At 61.1% G+C, this 20,958-nt stretch carries 20 protein-coding genes; 16 read left to right on the top strand and 4 right to left on the bottom strand.

The annotated features are described in order from the left end of the window. The first annotated feature begins 79 nt into the window (after positions 1-79). The 3 genes from EFQ99_RS28310 to EFQ99_RS28300 all read left to right on the top strand — a co-directional run bounded on the left by EFQ99_RS28310 (position 80) and on the right by EFQ99_RS28300 (position 3,473). Entirely contained in the window at positions 80-1,969 is a 1,890-nt protein-coding gene (locus tag EFQ99_RS28310; RefSeq protein WP_126924472.1) for a bifunctional sugar phosphate isomerase/epimerase/4-hydroxyphenylpyruvate dioxygenase family protein, read from the top strand. A 122-nt stretch (positions 1,970-2,091) separates the two neighbouring features. After that, positions 2,092-2,757: a GntR family transcriptional regulator gene (locus EFQ99_RS28305; RefSeq protein WP_126924471.1), complete on the top strand. Its 666-nt coding sequence runs from the start codon at positions 2,092-2,094 to the stop codon at positions 2,755-2,757. A gap of 41 nt (positions 2,758-2,798) precedes the next feature. Next, a complete protein-coding gene (locus EFQ99_RS28300; protein ID WP_126924470.1) occupies positions 2,799-3,473 on the top strand; it encodes a GntR family transcriptional regulator in 675 nt (224 codons plus the stop codon). Between the two features lie 45 nt (positions 3,474-3,518). Here the strand turns inward: EFQ99_RS28300 and EFQ99_RS28295 are convergent, their stop codons facing one another. Continuing rightward, on the bottom strand, positions 3,519-4,649 hold the full coding sequence (locus EFQ99_RS28295; protein ID WP_126924469.1) for an HPP family protein: 1,131 nt from the start codon (positions 4,647-4,649) through the stop codon (positions 3,519-3,521). A 240-nt stretch (positions 4,650-4,889) separates the two neighbouring features. Between EFQ99_RS28295 and EFQ99_RS28290 the strand changes: the two genes are divergently transcribed. Beyond that, positions 4,890-5,201, top strand: coding sequence for a hypothetical protein (locus EFQ99_RS28290; RefSeq protein ID WP_126924468.1), 312 nt, complete (start codon positions 4,890-4,892; stop codon positions 5,199-5,201). 155 nt (positions 5,202-5,356) lie between these two features. Here EFQ99_RS28290 and EFQ99_RS28285 read toward each other — a convergent pair whose 3' ends face one another. The 3 genes from EFQ99_RS28285 to EFQ99_RS28275 form a co-directional block, all read right to left on the bottom strand. Next, positions 5,357-7,903, bottom strand: coding sequence for a methyl-accepting chemotaxis protein (locus EFQ99_RS28285; protein WP_126924467.1), 2,547 nt, complete (start codon positions 7,901-7,903; stop codon positions 5,357-5,359). Positions 7,904-8,026: 123 nt separating this feature from the next. Beyond that, entirely contained in the window at positions 8,027-8,800 is a 774-nt protein-coding gene (locus EFQ99_RS28280; protein ID WP_126924466.1) for a slipin family protein, read from the bottom strand. Continuing rightward, a complete protein-coding gene (locus EFQ99_RS28275) occupies positions 8,797-10,215 on the bottom strand; it encodes an NfeD family protein (protein WP_126924465.1) in 1,419 nt (472 codons plus the stop codon). Before EFQ99_RS28275 ends, EFQ99_RS28280 begins: the two co-directional genes overlap by 4 nt. A gap of 239 nt (positions 10,216-10,454) precedes the next feature. Here EFQ99_RS28275 and EFQ99_RS28270 point away from each other — a divergent pair, with 239 nt between their 5' ends. The 12 genes from EFQ99_RS28270 (at position 10,455) to nuoE (ending at position 20,958) form a co-directional block, all read left to right on the top strand. Next, positions 10,455-10,955 carry an NADH-quinone oxidoreductase subunit J gene (locus EFQ99_RS28270; RefSeq protein WP_126924464.1) on the top strand — a complete coding sequence of 167 codons (501 nt, stop codon included), beginning with the start codon at positions 10,455-10,457 and terminating at the stop codon, positions 10,953-10,955. Continuing rightward, positions 10,955-11,257 carry an NADH-quinone oxidoreductase subunit NuoK gene (gene nuoK, locus EFQ99_RS28265; protein ID WP_008522864.1) on the top strand — a complete coding sequence of 101 codons (303 nt, stop codon included), beginning with the start codon at positions 10,955-10,957 and terminating at the stop codon, positions 11,255-11,257. Before EFQ99_RS28270 ends, nuoK begins: the two co-directional genes overlap by 1 nt. 5 nt (positions 11,258-11,262) lie before the next feature. Beyond that, positions 11,263-12,729: a monovalent cation/H+ antiporter subunit D family protein gene (locus EFQ99_RS28260; RefSeq protein WP_126924463.1), complete on the top strand. Its 1,467-nt coding sequence runs from the start codon at positions 11,263-11,265 to the stop codon at positions 12,727-12,729. Then, complete coding sequence (locus EFQ99_RS28255) at positions 12,726-12,980, top strand: hypothetical protein (protein ID WP_126924462.1); 255 nt, start codon at positions 12,726-12,728, stop codon at positions 12,978-12,980. Before EFQ99_RS28260 ends, EFQ99_RS28255 begins: the two co-directional genes overlap by 4 nt. Next, on the top strand, positions 12,973-14,748 hold the full coding sequence (locus EFQ99_RS28250; RefSeq protein WP_126924461.1) for a Na(+)/H(+) antiporter subunit D: 1,776 nt from the start codon (positions 12,973-12,975) through the stop codon (positions 14,746-14,748). Before EFQ99_RS28255 ends, EFQ99_RS28250 begins: the two co-directional genes overlap by 8 nt. A gap of 9 nt (positions 14,749-14,757) precedes the next feature. After that, a complete protein-coding gene (locus EFQ99_RS28245) occupies positions 14,758-16,233 on the top strand; it encodes an NADH-quinone oxidoreductase subunit M (RefSeq protein ID WP_126924460.1) in 1,476 nt (491 codons plus the stop codon). After that, the gene (locus tag EFQ99_RS28240) at positions 16,230-17,669 is read left to right on the top strand and encodes an NADH-quinone oxidoreductase subunit N (RefSeq protein WP_126924459.1); all 1,440 of its coding nucleotides are present in this window, start codon (positions 16,230-16,232) and stop codon (positions 17,667-17,669) included. Before EFQ99_RS28245 ends, EFQ99_RS28240 begins: the two co-directional genes overlap by 4 nt. 129 nt (positions 17,670-17,798) lie before the next feature. Then, the gene (locus EFQ99_RS28235) at positions 17,799-18,164 is read left to right on the top strand and encodes an NADH-quinone oxidoreductase subunit A (RefSeq protein WP_126924458.1); all 366 of its coding nucleotides are present in this window, start codon (positions 17,799-17,801) and stop codon (positions 18,162-18,164) included. Beyond that, positions 18,152-18,655 carry a NuoB/complex I 20 kDa subunit family protein gene (locus EFQ99_RS28230; protein ID WP_003582024.1) on the top strand — a complete coding sequence of 168 codons (504 nt, stop codon included), beginning with the start codon at positions 18,152-18,154 and terminating at the stop codon, positions 18,653-18,655. Before EFQ99_RS28235 ends, EFQ99_RS28230 begins: the two co-directional genes overlap by 13 nt. Beyond that, positions 18,652-19,188, top strand: a complete 537-nt coding sequence (locus EFQ99_RS28225) for an NADH-quinone oxidoreductase subunit C (protein WP_126924457.1) — start codon at positions 18,652-18,654, stop codon at positions 19,186-19,188. The genes EFQ99_RS28230 and EFQ99_RS28225 overlap by 4 nt, the downstream gene beginning before the upstream one ends. A gap of 29 nt (positions 19,189-19,217) precedes the next feature. Then, complete coding sequence (gene nuoD / locus EFQ99_RS28220; protein WP_126924456.1) at positions 19,218-20,432, top strand: NADH dehydrogenase (quinone) subunit D; 1,215 nt, start codon at positions 19,218-19,220, stop codon at positions 20,430-20,432. Between the two features lie 16 nt (positions 20,433-20,448). Next, positions 20,449-20,958 (top strand): NADH-quinone oxidoreductase subunit NuoE, encoded by a 510-nt coding sequence (gene nuoE, locus EFQ99_RS28215; protein ID WP_126924455.1) that lies wholly within the window; start codon positions 20,449-20,451, stop codon positions 20,956-20,958.

Below are 20,958 nucleotides of genomic sequence, written 5' to 3'. Positions count from 1 at the left end.
GATATCGAAACTTAAATTACGAAACACGCTGCCCCGCAAAACGCGGAAAAAGGCTTTCCAAAGAGGAGGAGGACCGGCCATGAAAACTTCGATTGCGACGGTATCGATCAGCGGTGAATTGCCCGAAAAGCTGGAGGCGATCGCCAAGGCCGGTTTCGACGGCGTCGAAATCTTCGAGAACGATTTCCTGGCCTTCGATGGCAGTCCCGGCGATGTGGGAAAGATGGTGCGCGATCACGGCCTGGAAATTACCCTCTTCCAGCCTTTCCGCGACTTCGAGGGTATGCCGGCCTCTCATCGGCAGAGAACGTTCGACCGGGCGGAACGCAAGTTCGACGTGATGCAGGAACTCGGCACCGATCTTGTACTGGTCTGCTCCAACGTCTCGCCGGTTTCCCTCGGCGGCATCGACCGCGCGGCGGCGGATTTTTACGAGCTCGGGGAAAGGGCGGCGAAGCGCGGCCTGCGGGTTGGTTACGAAGCACTCGCCTGGGGCAAGCATATCAACGACCATCGCGACGCCTGGGAAATCGTGCGGCGGGCCGGCCATTCGAATGTCGGACTGATCCTCGACAGCTTTCACACACTGTCGCGCAAGATCGACATCAATTCGATCCGCTCCATTCCGAAGGACAAGATCTTCATCGTGCAACTCGCCGATGCGCCGCTGATCGACATGGACCTGCTCTACTGGTCAAGGCATTTCCGCAATATGCCGGGTGAAGGTGACCTGTCGGTCACGGACTTCACCGCCGCCGTCGCCGCCACCGGCTATGACGGCTATTTCTCACTGGAGATCTTCAACGACCAGTTCCGCGGCGGGCAAGCCCGTTCGATCGCGGCAGACGGCCATCGTTCGCTGATCTATCTCGGCGATCAGGTGCGCCGGGCTCCCAGCACGGAAAGTCTCACCGTCGCAGCCATGCCCAACCGGGCATCGGTAGAAGGTGTTGGTTTCGTGGAGTTCTCGACCGACGAGGAGGATGCCGCGGATCTCATCGGCATCTTGCGCACGCTCGGCTTCCGCAAGACGGCGGCGCACCGTTCGAAGAAGGTCAGCATTTTCCAGCAGGGCGATATTCGCCTCATCGTCAACACTGAGGAAAAGGGGTTCGCCAATGCGTCCTTTGCTGTGCACGGCACCTCGGCCTACGCGATGGCGCTGATCGTCGACGATGCGAAACAGGCTTTCGCCCGGGCTGAGGCGCTCGATGCCGAGCCGTTCAGCCAGCCCGTCGCCGCCGGCGAAGTGGAAATCCCGGCAATCCGGGGCGTCGGCGGCGGATTGATCTATCTGCTCGACGACAAAAGCGATCTCGGCCGCTTTTTGGAAATCGACTTCCTGCCTGCCGAAGACGAGGCTGAAATTACCCCTGCCCATCTCCTGCGGATCGACCACGTCGCTCAGACCGTCGCCTATGACGAGATGCTGACCTGGCTGCTCTTTTACACCTCGATCTTCCAGACTCACAAAACGCCGATGGTCGATATCATCGATCCGGCCGGTGTGGTGCGCAGCCAGGTGATCGAAAACGCATCCGGCTCGCTTCGCATCACCCTGAACGGCGCCGAAAACCGGCGGACGCTCGCCGGGCATTTCATCGCCGAAAAATTCGGATCGGGCATCCAGCATCTCGCTTTCGATACGAATGATATCTTTGCCACCGCCGAGGCGCTCCGCAAGAACGGCTTCCGGCCGCTCCATATCTCGCCGAACTACTATGGCGATGTCGAAGCCCGTTTCGGCCTGGATCCCGAATTGACCGAACGGTTGAAGGCTGAAAACATACTCTATGACCGCGACGAGCACGGGGAATATTTTCAGCTCTACAGCGGCACCTATGGCGAGGGCTTCTTCTTCGAAATCGTCGAGCGGAGGAACTATCGCGGCTATGGCGCGCCGAACGCCATCTTCCGCATTGCCGCCCTGAAGAAGCAGATGCGGCCGGAAGGACTGCCGAAAAAGTGAAACACCTTTCGTTGCCGCGATCCTCTGAGAAAAATTAATTTCCTTAGGTGTCCGCACCCGATTGAATAAGATGGAGGCCGGCAATTATATAGGAGGATCGACAAAATATCCGAGAGTCGCGCTTGCTGAATACAACCACTGAAACCGTCGCGGAAAGCAGCTACCGACGCATCCGCGCGGACATCATCTTCGGCCGTCTGGCGCCGGCGCAGAAGCTGAAACTGGAAAGTCTCAAAGAGACCTACGAAACCAGCGTCAGCACCCTTCGGGAAATTTTGAACCGGCTGTCGTCCGAAGGTCTGGTGGTTGCGGAGGGGCAGCGCGGCTTCGAGGTCTCTCCCGTATCGGCCACCGATCTCAGGGAGATTGCGGCGCTTCGTCTCCTGCTTGAAATCCATGCCCTCGAACAATCCTTCGAACACGGCGACGTCGAATGGGAAGCGCGTCTGGTTTCGGCTCACTACAAGCTCTCCCGCATGGAACGGGTGATGGCATCAGGCGACACCAGCCAGGCGGAAGACTGGAAACGATATGACTGGGAATTTCATCAGGCGCTGATTTCCGCCTGCGGGTCGAAGCTTCTGATGGAGATGCATTCCGTCATCTTCGACAAATATCTGCGTTATCAGATGGTCGCATTGTCCTATCGGGGTGAAATCGCGGCCAAGGAACACCAGCAGCTTCTGGATGCTGCCTTGGGGCGGGACCAGCAGATGGCGAAACAGGTTCTGACCGTTCATATCAAGGACGGCGTGGAACATGCGCTCGCCCGCAATGCGCTGCGTTGAGAGATCGCACGCGAGGGCCCGCAATGAGATCAGGAGAAGCCGTGATCGAGCGATTGGGCGAAGCAGGCGAAACGATCGGTGATGTCGTCTTCCGTCAGGTAAGACAGGATATCATCGCCGGCATTTTGCCGCCCGGCACAAAGATCAAGCTTGAACAGGCCAAGGAACGTTACTCGATCAGCGTCTCTTCGCTGCGCGAGATCCTGAGCCGCCTGACGACCGAAAATCTGGTGATCGCCGAAGGGCAGCGGGGTTTCGAGGTCTCTCCCGCCTCGCGCCGGGAACTGATGGAACTCGCCGACCTGCGGATCGTGCTGGAATCCCATGCGATGGATCTCTCATTCGCGTCCGGCGACCTGGAATGGGAAGGCCGGGTCGTCGCGGCGCATCACAAGCTCGCAGCGGCGGAGCGGCGACTGCTGTCCGGCGACGACTCGCGCACGATCGACTGGGTGCGCCATGACTGGGAATTTCACCAGGCAATCGTTTCCGCCTGCAATTCGGCGACGTTGATGGCAAACCTTTCCTCAGTCTTCGACCGCTTCCTCCGCTATCACCTGCTGGCCAGGAGCTTCCGCGGCGACGCGGTCGTCGAAGATCACAAGCTGCTGCTCGAGCTTGCGCTGCGCAAAGATAGCGAAGGGGCAAAGGAGGTTCTTCGCAGGCACGTACAAAGCGGCATGGAGCACGTCCTGAAGAGCAACAAGATTGCGTGAAGATGCGCAGCCGCGCATGTAGAATTTCGGACGATGCCCGTAGGCTCAAGCTACGGCAGCGATCTCAGCGCTATCGCTCGGCAGCAGCCGCGCTACGGCGCTCAGGAGATCCGTCTGCGATATCAACCCGAGAATTCGGTAATCGTCATCGACGATGATGACGGCATGCGTGCGCCCGTCCGTCAGAACCGGCAGCAGCGAAAGAGCGGCATCCGAAGGCCTTGCCACCGCCGGTCTTGAGATTGCGCCCGAGATCGTATCGGTGCTCGTTGACAATTCCCGCAAGCCGACGGTGCCGATGAGGCGGCCCTCCGGGTCCTTTACCGGCAGCGTGCGGATATTGTGCTTCAGGAGCAGATGCCGTGCGGCCTCCGGTTCGGAAACTTCGCCGACGGCGATCACGTCGCGTGACATGATATCGGCGCACCTGATCTTGGCATTCGAGCGGATGACCGCCTGCAGCTCGACCTGCTGCAGCAGCCGGCTCAAGTCGGCCCGATCGATATCGAAGGTTTCATCAAGCGCTTCGAGAGCCGCATCGACGTCCTCCTCGCGGAAACCGACCCGGGCGGCAGACGGCAGGTCGACGGTCTGATGGGTGTTCTCCGCGGGCTTGGGAACGACATGCGGGTAGTTTCGCCTCGAAAGCTTGTGGAACAGGAAGCCGAGACCGACGAGAATGCAGGAATTCAGCGCGACCGGCACGAAGGGGAAGAGAAAGCCCCAGCCGGCAACGACCGGACCGCCAAGGACGGCGGTCAGCGCCGCAGCCCCTCCCGGCGGATGAAGGCATCGCGTGAAGGACATTGCGCCAATAGCAAGCGACACGCCGACGCCGGTCGCGATGATCGGATCGCGGATGAAATAGGAGGCGATGATGCCCATCATCGCGGAAATGGTGTTGCCGCCGATGATCGACCATGGCTGCGCGAGCGGGCTTGCCGGCACCGCGAAAAGAAGCACGGCGGAGGCCCCCATCGGCGCGACGATCAGCGGAAGATGAGGCCCCTGGCCGAAGAGATAGCCGCTGATGATGCCGGTGAGGCCGATGGCCAGCAAGGCGCCCAAGCAGGCAATCAATCGCTCCCGCAAGGTCGCCCCGGCCAGGATCGGCGAAAACAAGCGGAAGCGTTGGAAGCGGCTCGGTCCCACCTTCGGGGGAACGGGATGTTGCATGAGAAGACCAATGTTGAGGGAAGTTCTATATAAAAACCATTGCCGCCACTCAAGTCGTATTGCGACATAATTGAGCCACTCACGCGAAGCGCGAAATAGTTGCCGAAAAAAGGATCGCAACGCCGAGCAAATAGCCATGCAGACCGCGTCATTGCCTCTGCCGATGACGATTCCGGGGATTACGGCTGGCATGGGGCTTGCATCCGCAGCCGCATCTGCAGATCGATCGGCGACGGCCCCATGTTGCATCTTGTCTTGACCTGTCTTCTCCTGAGCGCGGCTTCCGGCTTGAGCATGCGGCGTTTTCTTCTGCCCTATTTCCAAGGCGGCGATCTCGCCGAGAAATCCGCGCCGGTGACGATCGTCGCCAGCGCCGTCTTTCTGGGGACGATCGCCTTCACCGTCTCCGATCAGAACCTCTGGGCAAAATCCGTCATTCTCATGCTCGGCCTTTTCCTGGCGGCCACTTTTGACGACGCGAAGCCGAAGCTGACGATCGCGCTTTCCGCCGTCAGCCTGGCCGCCTATCTCGGGCTGCGCTCGATCGGCTGAGCCATCCGGGCCTGTGGCCGTGGACTGCGCCTATCCTGCGGCATCGAAGCTCCGGTCGAGGCCGGCATCCGTCTCTCTGGCGCTTGAAGCGCGTAGAAATCCTTAAGCTTCGTTCGGTTTCACCCAGGCTCCGCTTATGCGGAAAGCAGGTCGCTTCAGGAAGCCAAGGACATCGGCCGGCCGGCCGCGTGCGACGTCCTGCGGCTGTCGGCGACAGCGGTCTGGAAGTGCGAGATTCTTTCGTTCAAGACTTCCACCTGCTGGCGGAGCCGATGAATTTCCGCGGTGTTTTCTTCCACCATGGCGGCGTTGTGCTGGGTGATGTGCTCGACGTCGCGGACGGCGTTGTTGACCTCGTCGATCCCCTTATACTGCGTGGTCGTGGCAGACGAGATGACCTGCACCAGCTTGTTGATCGAGGTGAAGTGCTCCATGATCACAGAAAGCGCCTGGCCGGTCTCCTCGACGAGCTTGACGCCCGTGCCGACCTGCGACGCGCTGGTGGAGATGAGGTCCTTGATCTCGCGGGCGGCGGTGGCGCAACGCTGCGCAAGCTCGCGAACCTCTTGCGCGACGACGGCAAACCCCCTGCCCGCCTCTCCCGCACGAGCGGCTTCCACACCCGCGTTGAGCGCGAGAAGATTGGTCTGGAAGGCGATCTCGTCGATCACGCCGATGATGCTGCTGACCTTCTCCGACGACCGGTTGATCGCCCCCATGGCGTCGACGGCCTTGGCGACGACGGCCGCGGAATGCTCCGCCTGGCGGTATGCTTCGCCGACCGAGCGCGATGTCTGGTTGGCGTTTTCGGCCGTCGTCCGCACGCTGACGGTGAGTTCGCCGAGCACGCGCGAGCTGTCTTCAAGGGCGGCGGCCTGCTGCTCCGTGCGGCGGGCGAGATCGTCGGCTGCGCCCGAAAGGTTGGTGCTGCCTTCGGCGATTTCGTAGGTGGTGTTGCGAACCTCGGCGAGTGTCAGGCGCAGCGCATCGATGGCGTGATTGTAGGTCCGCGCCATCGCGACATACTCGGCGGCGAGATCCTCGCTCATCTCGGCGGCGAGATTGCCGTTGGCAAGCTTGCCGAGCATATCCGAGAGGGCGCTCAGCGCCTCGCTCTGTTCGGCCTCGATGCGCGCCTGTTCGGCCGCGCGGCGGGCCTGTTCCTGCTCGTCACGCGCCCTGTTTGTCTCGGCGACCTCTTCCAGCCGGGTCTTCTCCAGCGCCTGGTCACGGAAGACGGTTACGGAGCGGATCATGTCACCGATCTCGTCGCCGCGTTTGCCGTCACCGATCGCCACGTTCAGATCGCCGTCGGCAAGCCTCATCATCGTCTGGGTGATCCGCTTCAGCGGACCACGCAGCGTTTCGATCAGCATCAGGGCGCCGATGATCGCCAGCACGGTGCCCGCAATCATCGCCGAGAGCGACATCGTGGCCGAGCGCTGGCTGATTTCCTTGCCGCTCTCCTGCGCCGTGCTGACGAATTGTTCCAACGTATGGCTTGCCGTGGCCACCAGCTCGCTCGCGGCCTCTCTGTTCTTCTGCCACCGGTCCGCGATCGAGATCAGAAGCGAGCTGTCCTTTTCGATCGAAGCAAGGGACGGCTCGATCTTTTTCGCAAGTTCCTGCAAGGCGGCGTTTTTCCCGCTCAAGGGGACGAGCTGTGCAGCGCTTTCGCGCAGCGCCTTGAGATCGGCGAGAACGGCATCCCGCGCTTCGGCATCGACCCGCCTGTTCAGTTCACTCAGGTGCAGGCGCAGATCATCGATCGATTTGAAAGCGGTGTTGACGATCACCACCATCGAGCGAAGTGTGGCGATATTCGCATCCATGCCGACAAAACGCTCGATAGCGGTATCGGCATTCCCGGAGGCGAGCTTTCCGAACTTCTCCTCAAAGCCCTGAAGATCCTGGTCGACGGGAGCATAACCTTCGAGCGTCAGGTTGGCGCTGTCCTTGGCCATCGCCGCGAGCTTGTCCAATACCGGTTTCAGCGCGGCAATCTGGCTTTGGGCCTTGTCGGAGGCGAGAGCGGCGCTCGCGCCCATCTCCTTGACGAGCGGCGGCAGGAGGCTGCCGAGAGCGCCAGCGATATCGGCCGGGGCAGTTGCCTGCGCGGTCGCCTTGCGCAATTTTGCAATGCGTTGGGCGATATTCTTGTATGCGGAGGCATCGAGAAGAAGCGCCCGGACGAAGGCTTCCTTTCCGTTCGCCTGATCCTGGAGAACGTCAAGCTGCTTGCGGGCGGTCTGGCTTTCCTTGAAAAGCTGCGCCACGGCGTCATCGATCTCGTGTTCGGTATTCGTGCGCTCCTGCGACACTGCCCACAGCGCGTCGGCGCTACCCTGCATCTTGCCGCCGAGTTCGCGCACCGCGGAGATCTGCTGCTTCTGCGTGGAATCGGAGAGCATGGCATCGAGCGTCGCAGCGCCCTTTTCCTGATCGGAGATGCCGGCGATCAGCCGATCGCGCGTGGCCGATGTCGGAAGGTCGGTAAAGGCCGTCAGCGAGGAGCGCAGCTGCTGGAAACTGGAAAGAGCGTCGATCGTCTGCCGGGTGAGCGTCATCTGGCCTTTGAGCGTACCGGCGGTGAAATAACCGAAGAGACCGATGCCGGCGATGAGGACGATCAGAGGCACCACGAAGAAGAGAACCTTCGTCACGATCCGCATGCGCTGCAACAGTCGATCAATGAATGCCATAAGATATCCCCGCCCCAGGTCACGCCTGATGGCGCGACCATAGCCGTAACTGCTAAAAAAATGGTCAATGGTGTCGAGTTATTCGCGGCCCACGAGGGAGCGCCAGGGCGCCGGAATGCCTGCTCATTCCGTTGGCTTGCCGGCCTTGCCGTCCAGGAGATGAATGAGTTCCATGGGGAACGGAAATACGATCGTCGAATTGTTTTCCCCGGCGATAACGTTCAGCGTGCTCAAGTAGCGCAGCTGCATTGACATCGGTTGTCTGGCCAGCATTTCAGCCGCCTCCACCAGCTTTGCCGCGGCCTGCTGCTCGCCCTCGGCGTTTATGATTTTTGCACGCCGCTCGCGTTCTGCCTCAGCCTGCCTGGCAATCGCACGGATCATCGACTCGTTGATGTCGACATGCTTGATCTCAACATTGGCCACTTTGATGCCCCACGCATCTGTTTGGGCGTCGAGCATTCGCTGGATATCTTCGTTGAGCCTGTCGCGTTCCGCGAGCATCTCGTCGAGATCGTGCTTGCCGAGCACCGAGCGCAACGTCGTTTGGGCAAGCTGGCTCGTGGCTGCCATGAAATCCTCGACCTGGATCACCGACTTCTCCGGATCGATGACCCTGAAGTAAATCACCGCGCTGACTCGAACCGAAACGTTGTCATGGGAGATGACGTCCTGGCTTGGGACGTCGAGCACGCGCGTGCGCAGGTCGACCCGCACCATTTGCTGTGCGTAGGGAACAAGCAGGATCAATCCGGGGCCTTTCACGCCGGTAAATCGGCCAAGTGTAAAGACGACGGCCCGCTGATACTCGCGCAGGATCTTGATCGCGCTCGCCAGGACGATCAGCAACAGGACGATTGCGACGATATAGAAGATGAAACCTCCAATCATGGTCATCTCAGCTTCTCCTTGCTTTCTTCAGGTCCCCGATTCTTGCTGGGATCACGGGTGACCTCGAGGGTTAGCCCATTTCTGGCAATGACCGTCACGTCGTCTCCGTCCGTGAGCGGTTCGGCTGAGGCGGCGCTCCAGCGCTCTCCATGAGTGACAATGTAGCCGGTCGTGCCCGTCCAACTGGAGACTTTCCCTGAGATCCCGATCATCTGCTCCGCACCTGTCACCACGGCACGCCGGCGCGCGCCGAATGCAAGGCGAACGACGATGAGGCTGAAGGCAAGGGCTGAAACACTGATACCAACCAGGACCTGCCGGCTCACTTTCAGATCGGGCACATCCGTATCGAACAGAATGGTCGCGCCCAGGACGAGGGCGACCGCACCGCCGAGACCGAGGACGCCGAATGTCGGTGCATGCGCCTCCGCGACCAAGAGAGCAACCGCAAGCACGATGAGGCCGACGCCGGCATAGCTGACCGGCAGCATTGCCAAGGCGTAGAGACCGAGCAGCAGGCATATGCCGCCGACCATTCCCGGGATAACCGCTCCGGGCGTGAGAAACTCGAATATCAGGCCGTAAATGCCGATGACCATCAGAATGAGTGCGACATTCGGGTCGGCGATGACCGAAAGCAGGCGTGTTCTCCAGTCAGGCTCGATGCTCTGGACAGCGAGATCAGTCGTATCAAGCCGGATGTCCGCTCCTCCTGCCCGTACCGTGCGACCGTTGGCTTTCGCCATCAGCTCATCGACGGTGACCGCGACGAAATCGATGACTTTTTCGCGTTCGGCCGCAGTTGATGAGAGGCTGGCTGCGTCGCGTACCGCCTTTTCCGCCCAGTCGGCGTTGCGACTACGCAACTCGGCCAGCCCGCGAAGATAGGCAGCAGCGTCGTTCACTGCCTTTGCCTCTGCAGCGTTGCGCGACTGTGGCTCCTTGCTGTCGCCGTTCTGGCCGCTGTCTTGTCCGCTCCCCCCGAGAGCAATGGGCGTTGCGGCGCCCAGATTGGTACCCGGCGCCATGGCGGCGATATGACTGGCATAGAGGATGTAAGTGCCGGCACTGGCCGCGCGGGCGCCGCTCGGAGCCACGTAGCTCGCGACTGGCACAGATGAGGCAAGGATTGCGCGAACGATGTCCCGCATCGACGTATCGAGACCGCCGGGCGTATCCATTTGCAGGACGATCAACGCCACTTTGCGATCGTTGGCAAGCTGGATGCCGCGTATCACATAGTCGGCGGACGCCGGGCTGACGGCGCCATTCAATCGCAGCAGTAAAGCGACGCGTTCCGAGCCCGCTGTCGGGGCGATGGAAAACAGGAATGCCGAACCCCAGATCAATGCCAAAGCGAAAACACGGATTGCCTCTCGGCAAAACTTCCGGGGCAGAACGGTCACCCGATCAATATTCATACACTCTAATATACGCCAGATTTATCAAAAGATAAGGCAGAAGTTTCTTCACCAGCCACGCGATCCCAACGCGCATGTCGCCACATCCGGACTGGCCTGGTTTTGCTCCGCCGATGACAATAATCTTGTGAAAAATCCGATAGTAGGGCACAATTTGCGAAGGCATCTGAAGTTGCGGCGCAATCTCAAATCCGGCCATCTCGCGCCGAGTGACAGTTCGCGCCGGAGGGTCGGCGTCGATGGATCAGGGGTTCTTTCTTCTGTTCGCTACGGTATCCGTGATCACGGCCCTGACGATGGTTCTGGCGCGCAATCCGGTTCACAGCGCATTGGCGCTGATGGCGTGTTTCCTGCAGGTTTCGGCAATCTTCGTCTTGCTCGAGGCACCGTTGCTCGCAGTCATCCAGATCTTCGTTTATGTCGGCGCGATCATGGTCCTGTTCCTGTTCGTGATCATGATGATCGATGTGCGCGAAGCGGTGTTGCAGCGGTTCTTGCCGGGCGGAAACCTCCCGGCTCTGGTACTGCTCGTCCTGCTCGGGGTCGAGATGCTCGTACTGGTGCTCTGGAGCGACCGCTTTTCGGTCATGGAGCCCGTCACTATCAGCGGCGGCGATGACGTCAGGCAGCTTGGCACAGCACTTTTCGCTGACTATCTCCTGCCGTTTGAAACCGCCTCCGTAATCCTGCTGGCGGCCTTGGTCGGCGCCATCATGCTGGCGCGGAAGGAGCAGGGGTGATGGTTCCGCTCTGGTGGTATATCGTGCTCGGCGTGGTCCTGTTCGTGATCGGAGCGGCGGGCGTGCTGCTCAGGCGCAATATTCTAGTCGTCCTGATGTCGCTGGAGCTGCTGCTCAACTCGGTCAACATCAATTTCATCGCTTTCGGGCGTTACCACGCCGATTTCCGCGGGCAGATCTTCGCGATCTTCGTCATCGCAATCACCGCGGCAGAGGTTGCCGTCGCCCTCGGTATCCTGGTCGCCCTCGTGAGGAACAAATCCACCCTCAGGGTCGACGACGTGACGGTGATGAAAGGATAGCGGCTTTGGACCCGGTTGTATCGATCCGGCCGTTGCTTGCCATCACCGTCGCCGGTCTGGCGGCCCTTGCAGTTCTCCTTTTGAACAACCGCGAAAGACTTCGCGATCTGGTGTCGCCGTTGGCCGCGATCGCCATGTTCGCGATTGTCGTGTCGATGGCGCCCACGGTGCTGGCGGGCGGGACGGTCGAATTGCGCCTGTTCGAAATTCTGCCGGGGATTGACTTTGCTTTCCGGGTCGATGCGCTCGGCATGGTGTTCGCCACCGTCTCGTCGCTGCTGTGGATCGTGGCGGCGATCTATTCGATCGGCTACATGCGGCATTTGAACGAGCATGCGCAGACCCGGTTCTTCGCCTGCTTCGCCAGCAGTCTTGCGGCCGCCGCCGGGGGCGCCTTCGCCGCCAATCTGTTTACGCTGGTGATCTTCTACGAGGTGCTCAGTCTCGTTACCTATCCGCTCGTCTACCACCACGAAGACGAAGAGGGATGGAGGGGCAGCCACAAGTACCTCGTCTATCTGATGGGCGCCTCGAAAAGCGCGCTGCTCGCCGCACTGGCGCTGACCTACCATATTGCGGGGTCGCTCGACTTTGTCGCGGGGGGACTGCTGGCCGGGAGCCATGCCTCCGCGGCGCTGCTGACGGTCGTCTATTTCTGCTATCTTTTCGGCTTCGCCAAGGCCGCTGTGATGCCGATGCACGCCTGGCTGCCCGCCGCGATGGTCGCGCCGACACCGGTCAGCGCGCTTTTGCATGCAGTGGCAGTGGTCAAGATGGGCGTGTTCTGCGTGCTGCGGGTGGTGTTCCATGTCTTCGGCACGGGGATGGTGGGCGGGCTAGGCCTCGGCATCGCCACGGCCTATCTGGCCTCGTTCACGATCCTGATGGCGTCGGTTTACGCCCTGACGCGGGACGACCTGAAGGCCAGGCTTGCCTATTCGACGGTCAGCCAGCTCTCCTACATCGTGCTGGGCGCGGCTCTATTGTCGCCGGTCGCGATGGTCGGCGGGATCATCCACATCGCGGCGCACGCATTCTCCAAGATCACGCTCTTTTTCTGCGCCGGGTCGATCTATTGCGCGTCCGGCAAGCGCAACATCAGCGACATGGCCGGTATCGGCCGCAGGCTGCCCTGGACGATGGGGGCATTCTTCGTCGCCTCGCTCAGCATGATTGGCGTGCCGCCAACCGCGGGCTTCGTCAGCAAGTGGTATCTGGCGAAGGGCGCCGTGGCGGCGGGAGAGACCGCGTTCCTGGTCGTCATCCTGGTGAGCTCGATCCTGAACGCCGCCTATTTCCTGCCGGTCAGCTATGCCGCCTTCTTCCAGCCGGAGAGGCAGGAGGAGAGCCGGACGACGGTCCGTGAAATTCCGTTGGTCACCATTCCGCTGGTCGCGACGGCAATCCTGTCGGTGCTGATGGGCATTTTCCCGGGCTATTTTCTCACCCTGGCAGACGGAGCGATCAGATGATCAAGCGTGTCGTCGACTTCTTTGGTGACGAGCAATATGCGAGGCCGCGCCGCCGACTATTCTACCTCGTGCTCGTCCTGATCGTCGTCGCCGACTTTCTGGTTTCTCGCCAACACGCCGAATATCTGTGGGACAGCCTGCCGGGCTGGTCGGCCGTCTACGGCTTCGTCTCCTGCATCCTGCTTATCTTCGTTTCCAAGTTTCTCGGCCATCGGGTCGGGCTGATGCGGCGCGAGGACTATTATGACTGACTTCATCCATCCGGCTCTACTCTTTATTCCTGGCGCCCTGCCGATCCCGTTTCTCAGCGGGTCGGTCCGCAAGGCCTATCTCCTTCTGATCCCCACGCTGGCGATCCTTGCCGTGCTTGCGATGGAGCCGGGCAGCTATGGCGAAGCGCGGTTCATCGGGCAGGAGATCCTGATCGCGAAGGTGGACAAGCTCAGCATCGTCTTCGCCACCGTTTTCACCATCATGGCGCTGATCGGCATGGTCTACGCGCTGCACCTGACGGATGCCGGCCAGCACGTGGCGGCATTCGTCTATGTCGGCAGCGCGCTTGGCGTGGTGTTTGCCGGTGACTACCTGACCCTCTACCTGTTCTGGGAGGGCATGGCATTCGCTTCCGCCTATCTGGTCTTCGCGCAGGGTGGTGGGCCGGCAATCCGGGCCGGCTTCCGCTATCTCATGGTCCATATCACCGGCGGCGTCGTCCTGCTCGGCGGCATCATTTCCCACGGGCTCGCCACCGGTTCACTGCTTTTCGGCCCGATCGCGGGGAGCCTCACCAATGGGGGAATGGGGGTCGGCGACTACCTGATCCTCGCCGGTTTCATCCTCAACGCGGCCGTGCCGCCGCTCAATGCCTGGCTGACCGATGCCTATCCGGAGGCGACCGTCACCGGGGCGGTGTTCATGAGCGCCTTTACCACCAAGACCGCCGTCTATGTGCTGGCGCGGGCGTTTCCGGGGACCGAGCTCCTGGTCTGGCTCGGCACCATCATGGCGCTCTACGGCGTCATCTACGCGGTGCTGGAGAACGATTGCCGACGGCTTCTCGCCTATCACATCGTCAGCCAGGTGGGTTATATGATCGCCGGTATCGGCATCGGGACCGAGATGGCGGTGAACGGAGCGGCCAGCCACGCTTTCGCGCATATCCTCTACAAGGCGCTGCTGTTCATGGGTGCCGGGGCCGTCATCTACGTCACCGGCCGACGCAAACTCACAGAGCTCGGCGGGCTTTACAAGACCATGCCACTGACCGTGGCGCTTTACATGGTCGGCGCCTTGGCGATCTCGGCCTTCCCGTTCTTCTCGGGTTTCGTCACCAAATCGATGGTGATAGCGGCTGCAGGAGCAGATCACCGCGCGCTGGTGGTGCTGGCACTGACGATGGCATCGTCCGGAACGTTCCTGCACACTGGCCTCAAGCTTCCCTATTACATGTTCTTCGGGACGGACCGGAAACTGGAGGCGCGGGAGCCGCCGCGCAACATGCTGATTGCCATGGGCATGGCGGCGGTGCTCTGCATTGCGATCGGGGTGTTCCCGCAGCCGCTTTATGCGCTTCTGCCCTATCCGGTGGATTTCGAACCCTATACGGGCCTGCACGTCATGGAGAGCCTCGGGCTGCTGATGTTCACCGCCCTGGGGTTCGTGCTGTTCCTCTGGGCGCTCGATCCCGAGAAGACGATCAGCCTCGACACCGACTGGTTTTACCGCAAGGGTGCGCGGGCCTTCATGTGGCTCGCCGAAAGGCCGCTGGCGCGCTATGAGCAGGCGGTGAGCAACGTCTCCGAGACCGCGGCGCTGCCCTTGCTGCATGGCGCGGCGCGGGCAGGACTCCGGCTCGATCTTGCCGGCGTCGATGCCGTCGTGAACGGCGTTGCCCACGCGATCCTGCACGGCGGCGGGCGGCTCAGGCGGCTCCAGACGGGTGTCGTAACCCATTACGTGCTGGCAATGGTCGTCGGTCTGATCGCAGCCACCGTCGTCTTCGTCGTGGCGTGGCGGTAGAGGAGTGCCATGGGCTTCCCGCTCCTCAGCTTCATCATATTCACCCCCGTCGCCGGGGCCGCGGTTCTGATGTTCCTGCGCGGTGACGATGCGGCGCGGTGGACTGCGCTCTCTTTCGCCGTCCTCGACCTTGCTCTCTGCATCGCCATGCTGGTCGGATTCGACACCACGACCCATGCCATGCAGTTCACCGAGATGCGCCCGTGGGTGCCTGCGCTCGGGATCAATTATGCGCTCGGCATCGACGGAATCAGCGCGCTCTTCGTGTTCCTGACCGCACTGTTGGGGTCGATCTGCGTGCTCGCCTCCTGGGTCGCGATCGACCGCAAGGTGAAGGAATTCATGATCTGCCTTCTCTCCATGCAGGCGTTGATGCTCGGGGTCTTCTGCGCGCTCGATCTGTTCCTCTTCTACGTCTTTTGGGAGGCGATGCTGATCCCGATGTACCTCATCATCGGCGTCTGGGGTGGCGAGGGTCGGGTCTATGCGGCGATCAAGTTTTTCCTCTACACGCTGGCGGGCAGCCTCCTGTTCCTGATCGGCGTCATCGTGCTCTATTTCTACGGTGGCAGGACCTTCGATATCCTCGCTTTGACAGGGCAGGACTTGCCGTTCCGGATCCAGTCCTGGCTGTTCTTCGCCTTCCTGATCGCTTTTGCGGTCAAGGTGCCGATGGTGCCGGTCCATACCTGGCTGCCGGACGCCCATGTGCAGGCGCCGACGGCGGGCAGCATTATCCTCGCCGGAGTGCTCCTGAAGATGGGCGCCTACGGATTTCTGCGGTTCTCTCTGCCGATGCTGCCGGAGGCATCGATGTATTATTCGACGCTGATGCTGGCGCTTTCGGTGCTTGCGATCGTCTACGGCGGGTTGCTCGCGCTGGCGCAGGACGATCTGAAGAAGCTGGTGGCCTATTCCAGCATCAGCCACATGGGCTTCGTGACGCTGGGGATTTTTGCACTGAATCTCCGCGGGCTCGAGGGCGGTATCCTGCAGATGTTCAATCATGGCGTGACGACAGGCGCCCTATTCCTGTTCGTCGGGCTGATTTACGAGCGGACCCACACCCGCAGCATCGCCGACTATGGCGGGTTGATGAAGGTGGCGCCGGTCTACACCACGTTTCTGGCACTGTTTACCCTGTCGTCGATGGCGCTGCCGGGAACGAATTCGTTCGTGGGCGAGTTGCTGGTTCTGTCAGGCGGGTTTGCGGCCAACCTGGTCGCCGGCTCGGCCGCCGTTTTGGGTGCATTGCTGGCGGCAGCCTATCTGCTTGGCATGTATGGGAAAGTCGCGCTCGGCCCGGCCAGTGCCGGCGCCAGGTTGAAGATACGCGATGTGAGCGCCCGTGAGATGGCTGCGATCCTGCCGCTGGCCGTCTTCGTCCTCTGGGTTGGGCTCTATCCGAAACCCTTTCTCAACATCATCGATGCCTCGGTGAAGCATCTGCTGACGAACGTGCTCAGCAGGGGGAGCGGCCAATGACCGCCGCCATGCTTTTCCAGTCGGCCCTGGCAAGCCTGCCCGAGATCGTGGTGATCACCGGCGCCTGCATCCTGCTGATCCTGGGACAGTTTGTGCGAAAGGGACAGGAACATTTCCTTGTCTGGGCGTCGGTCGCGGTCGTGTTGATTGCCGCCTTGGCGACACTCATGCTGGCGAGCGAGGTGCGGCCGGCATACACGGGCATGTTCATCGCCGACCGCTTCGCGGTCTTCTTCAAGTTCGTTTTCTATCTTGCCACCGTTCTGACATTCCTCCTTTCGCGAAAATATGCCGATATCGAAGGGATCGGGAGCAGCGAATACTATGTCCTTCTGCTCCTAGCGCTTTCGGGCATGATGATCATGGCCTCCGCGACTGATCTCCTGTCGATCTATGTGGGCCTCGAACTGATGGTGATTTGCACCTATGTGCTGACCGGCTTCCTGCGGCGTGAGCGGCGGTCGAACGAAGCAGCACTGAAATACGTGATCCTTGGCGCGGTCTCGACCGGGATTTTCCTTTACGGCGTTTCGCTGATCTACGGGCTTACCGGCACGACGCAACTGGACGGGATGGCTGCGGCGGTGACCGGCGATCCGCTCGATCCCGGATTGCTGCTGGCGGTGGTCTTCATCGTCGCGGGGCTGGTCTTCAAGGTCGGCGCGGTTCCCTTCCATATGTGGCTGCCGGACGTCTATGAGGGCGCGCCGACGACGATCACCGCCTTCATGTCGGTTGGCCCCAAGGCGGCGGGGTTCGCGGTGATCCTGCGGGTGTTCCTCAACCCTCTGGTCGCAGCCTCGAACGTCTGGATCATCGTCGCCGTCATTGCGGTGGTGACGATGGCGCTCGGCAGCTTCGTGGCGCTGGTCCAGGATAATTTCAAGCGTCTCCTGGCCTATTCCAGCATTGCCCATGCCGGCTTCGCCATTTTCGGCGTAGCGGCCGGCGGGGCCGATGGGATCGCCAGCGTGATGCTTTACCTACTGATCTACGCTTTCACGAATCTCGGCATTTTCGCCGCCGTCATCATGATGCGGAACGACGATGTCTCGGGCGAGGTCATCGAAGACTATGCGGGTTTCGCCAAGTCACATCCGGGGCTGGCGCTTCTGATGCTGCTCTATCTCTTCTCGCTGGCCGGCATTCCGCCGACGGCCGGGTTCTTCGCCAAGTTTTACGTGCTGGTTGCCCTCGTCGAGCGTGGTTTCGTCATGCTGGCGGTCATCGCAGTGCTGCTCAGTGCCATCGCCGCCTATTTCTACATCCGCATCGTCATGGTGATCTACATGCGCGAGCCGAAGAGGGCGTTCGACCCGGCGTTGACGCCCCTGGTGCGCGTAACGCTGGCCGTCACCGCCGCCGGCACCATCGGCATCGGCCTATTTCCGTCGTGGTTTCTGAAGCTTGCCCAAGATTCGGTCTTTGGCGGGTGAGCGATTGGATTTGCAATGATCACACCGACGGAATAGACTTGAAGATGGAGGAAGGATTGCCCAAGTCGCCCCGTAGCGTGACCGATTTACCGGTTCGCGATGAGGTCAGTGGGCAACCGGTGCAGTGATATGACTGCAATGGAATTCTTGCCCGTTCTTTTCATGGTCGCCGGAGTCGTTCTGGTGGTGGGGGTGACGTTGTTCGTCTCCTCGCTGCTGCGCCCATCCAATCCCTACCCCGCCAAGAACATGCCCTATGAATGCGGCATGGACGCCGCGGGCGAGGCGGCGGCGGGCCGCTTCAGGGTGCCGTTCTTCATCCTCGCGATCCTGCTGGTGGTTTTCGATGTCGAAGCGATGTTCCTCTTTCCCTGGGCCGTCGTCCTGAAAGAGATCGGGCTGGTCGGCTATGTCGAGATGATCGTCTTCATGGTGCTGCTTATCGTGGGCTTCGCCTACGCCTGGCTGAAAGGAGCGCTGGAATGGGAGGCGTAAACAACGCGATCCGCGACAGCGTGCTGTTCACCACGGCCGACAGCATCATCAGTTGGAGCCGGAGATCAGCGCTGTGGCCGGAGACCTTCGGCATTGCCTGCTGCGCCATCGAGATGATTTCGGCCGGTTGCGCCCGCTACGATCTCGATCGGTTCGGCGTGGTGTTCCGCCCTTCGCCGAGACAATCCGACGTCATGATCATCGCCGGCACCGTGACCCGGAAATTCGCGCCCGTCGTGCGGCGGCTCTATGACCAGATGCCGGAACCGCGCTGGGTGATCGCCATGGGCACCTGCGCTATTTCGGGCGGCGTCTACAATACCTATGCCGTGGTGCAGGGATCGGAAACCTTCGTGCCAGTCGATGTGCATGTGCCCGGCTGTCCGCCCCGGCCGGAGGCGCTGATGCACGGCTTCTTGCTGCTTCAAGAAAAGATCAAGAGATCCCGGGCGCTCGCAGGCACACCTCTGGATCGGGTTATAGCGTCATGAGCGCGGGGCCGTCCCTCAATCGCGCTCCGATCATGGAGCGCTTCGGAGAAACAATCGAGGACCTCGGCACTGCGCACGGTATCGACGCCTTTGCCGTTCCGCCCGAAAAGATCGTCGAGTTCTGCCGGCTCCTGAAAGAGCATCCGGCGCTGCAATTCAATTTCCTCTCGGACATTTGCGGGGTTGATCACTATCCCGAAACGCCGCGGTTCGAGGCGGTCTACCATCTCTATTCGCTGCCCAACAGGTGGCGGGTCCGCATCAAGTGCCGGCTTGGCGATCCTCCCGAAGTGTCTTCGGTCACGGGAGTCTGGCGCACCGCCAACTGGCATGAGCGTGAGGGCTGGGACATGTATGGCATCCGGTTCGAGGGACATCCCGATCTGCGCCGGATCTACATGTGGGAAGGCTTCGAGGGCTTTCCCCAGCGCAAGGATTTCCCTCTCAGGGGCTATAAGGACAAGTTGAACCCCTTCGGTGCCGAAGGTCCGCCGCCAACGCAGCCCGACCTTGCCACCAGGGACATTCCGTAAGGGAGGCCGTTCTACGCCGGAACATTGAGATGACCGAAGTCACCGAGCTCAGCAGGCCTGAGGGTGAAGCGCTCAATACCAGGGAAGTGCTTCTCAACCTCGGTCCGCAGCACCCCAGCACCCATGGGGTTCTTCGGCTCGTCCTCGAATTGGACGGCGAGTTCGTCGGCCGCGTCGATCCGCATATCGGCTATCTCCATCGCGGCACCGAGAAACTGGCGGAGAGTTTCACCTATACCCAGATTTTCCCGCTGACGGACCGGCTCGACTATCTCTGTCCGCCCTCGAACAACCTCGCCTTCGCGCTGGCGGTGGAGAAACTCCTCGGCATAGAAGCACCGATCCGGGCGCAATATATCCGCGTGATGATGGCCGAGCTGGCACGGATCTCCGGTCACCTCCTGATCACGGGCGCGCTGCCGATGGATCTCGGCGCCATGACCGCGCTGCTTTACGTCATGCGTGAGCGCGAAATGATCATGGACCTCCTGGAAATGATCACCGGTGCGCGCATGCACACGTCCTTCTGCCGGGTTGGCGGGGTGCGCGAGGACCTGCCTGACGGGTTCTTCCCCAAGATCCGGGAGTTTTGCGACATTTTCCCGAACCGTATCCGCGACTATGAGCGACTGCTCGAAGATAACCGGGTGTTTCTCAATCGCACGAAGGGGATCGGCGTGATCTCCGCCGAGGATGCTGTCGATCTCGGCCTCAGCGGCCCGAACCTGCGTGCATCAGGTGTCGACTGGGACATCCGGCGCGATGAGCCCTACGAGATCTACGACCGGCTCGATTTCAACGTCATCACCCGTAACGAGGGCGATTGCTATGCACGCTGGCGATGCCGCGTCGACGAGATGCGCGAAAGCATGAGGATCATCGAACAATGCATCGACCAGATGCCTGAGGGGCCGTTCCAGATCGACAATCCGACGATCGCCTTCCCGCTCAACAAGGATCGGGTGCACTGCTCGATGGAGGCGCTGATCCAGCATTTCGACCTGTCGGCCTACGGCTTCAAGGTGCCGAAGGGCGAGGTCTATTCGGCGATCGAGGCGCCAAAGGGCGAGCTTGGCTTCTACATCATCAGCGACGGGTCGCCAAAACCGTTCCGCATGAAGGTGCGGGCACCTTCGTTCGTCAATCTTCAGGCCCTCTTCGGCGTCACTAACGCCCGCTATCTGGCGGACATGATCGCCGTGCTCGGCAGCCTTGACCCTGTGATGGCGGAGGTGGACAAGTAGCAAGGATTTGAATGCGATGACCATGCGTGAAAAGATCGAAGAGGCGGCGGCGCGCTATCCCGACCAGCGCTCTGCGATCATGCCCGCGCTGCTGATCGCGCAGGAAGAACATGGCCATCTGCCTGGGCCAGTGCTGGAAGAGGTCGCCGACATTCTCGGCGTCGAGCGGATCTGGGTCTACGAGTTGGCGACTTTCTACACCCTCTTCCACACCGAGCCGGTGGGGATGTTCCACCTGCAGCTCTGCGACAATGTTTCCTGCATGCTGTGCGGATCAGAGGACTTGCTGAACCATCTGGAAACGGTGCTGGGGATCAGGAAAGGCGACACCACCCCGGACGGGCTGTTCACGCTTTCGACCGTCGAATGCCTCGGCGCCTGCGAGATGGCTCCGGTGATGCAAGTCGGCGACGATTACCACGCCCACCTTGATGTGGCGCGGATAAACGCACTGCTGGACAGACTGCGGGCGACAGCGGGAGCCGCGAGCGTCGAGCACGCCTCCGCGCGGCTGCCGGGGGAGTAG

It is taken from the genome of Rhizobium vallis (genome assembly GCF_003985155.1).
GTDB classification, from domain to species: Bacteria; Pseudomonadota; Alphaproteobacteria; order Rhizobiales; family Rhizobiaceae; genus Rhizobium; species Rhizobium vallis.
This window is presented reverse-complemented; position numbering and strand designations above follow the sequence as displayed.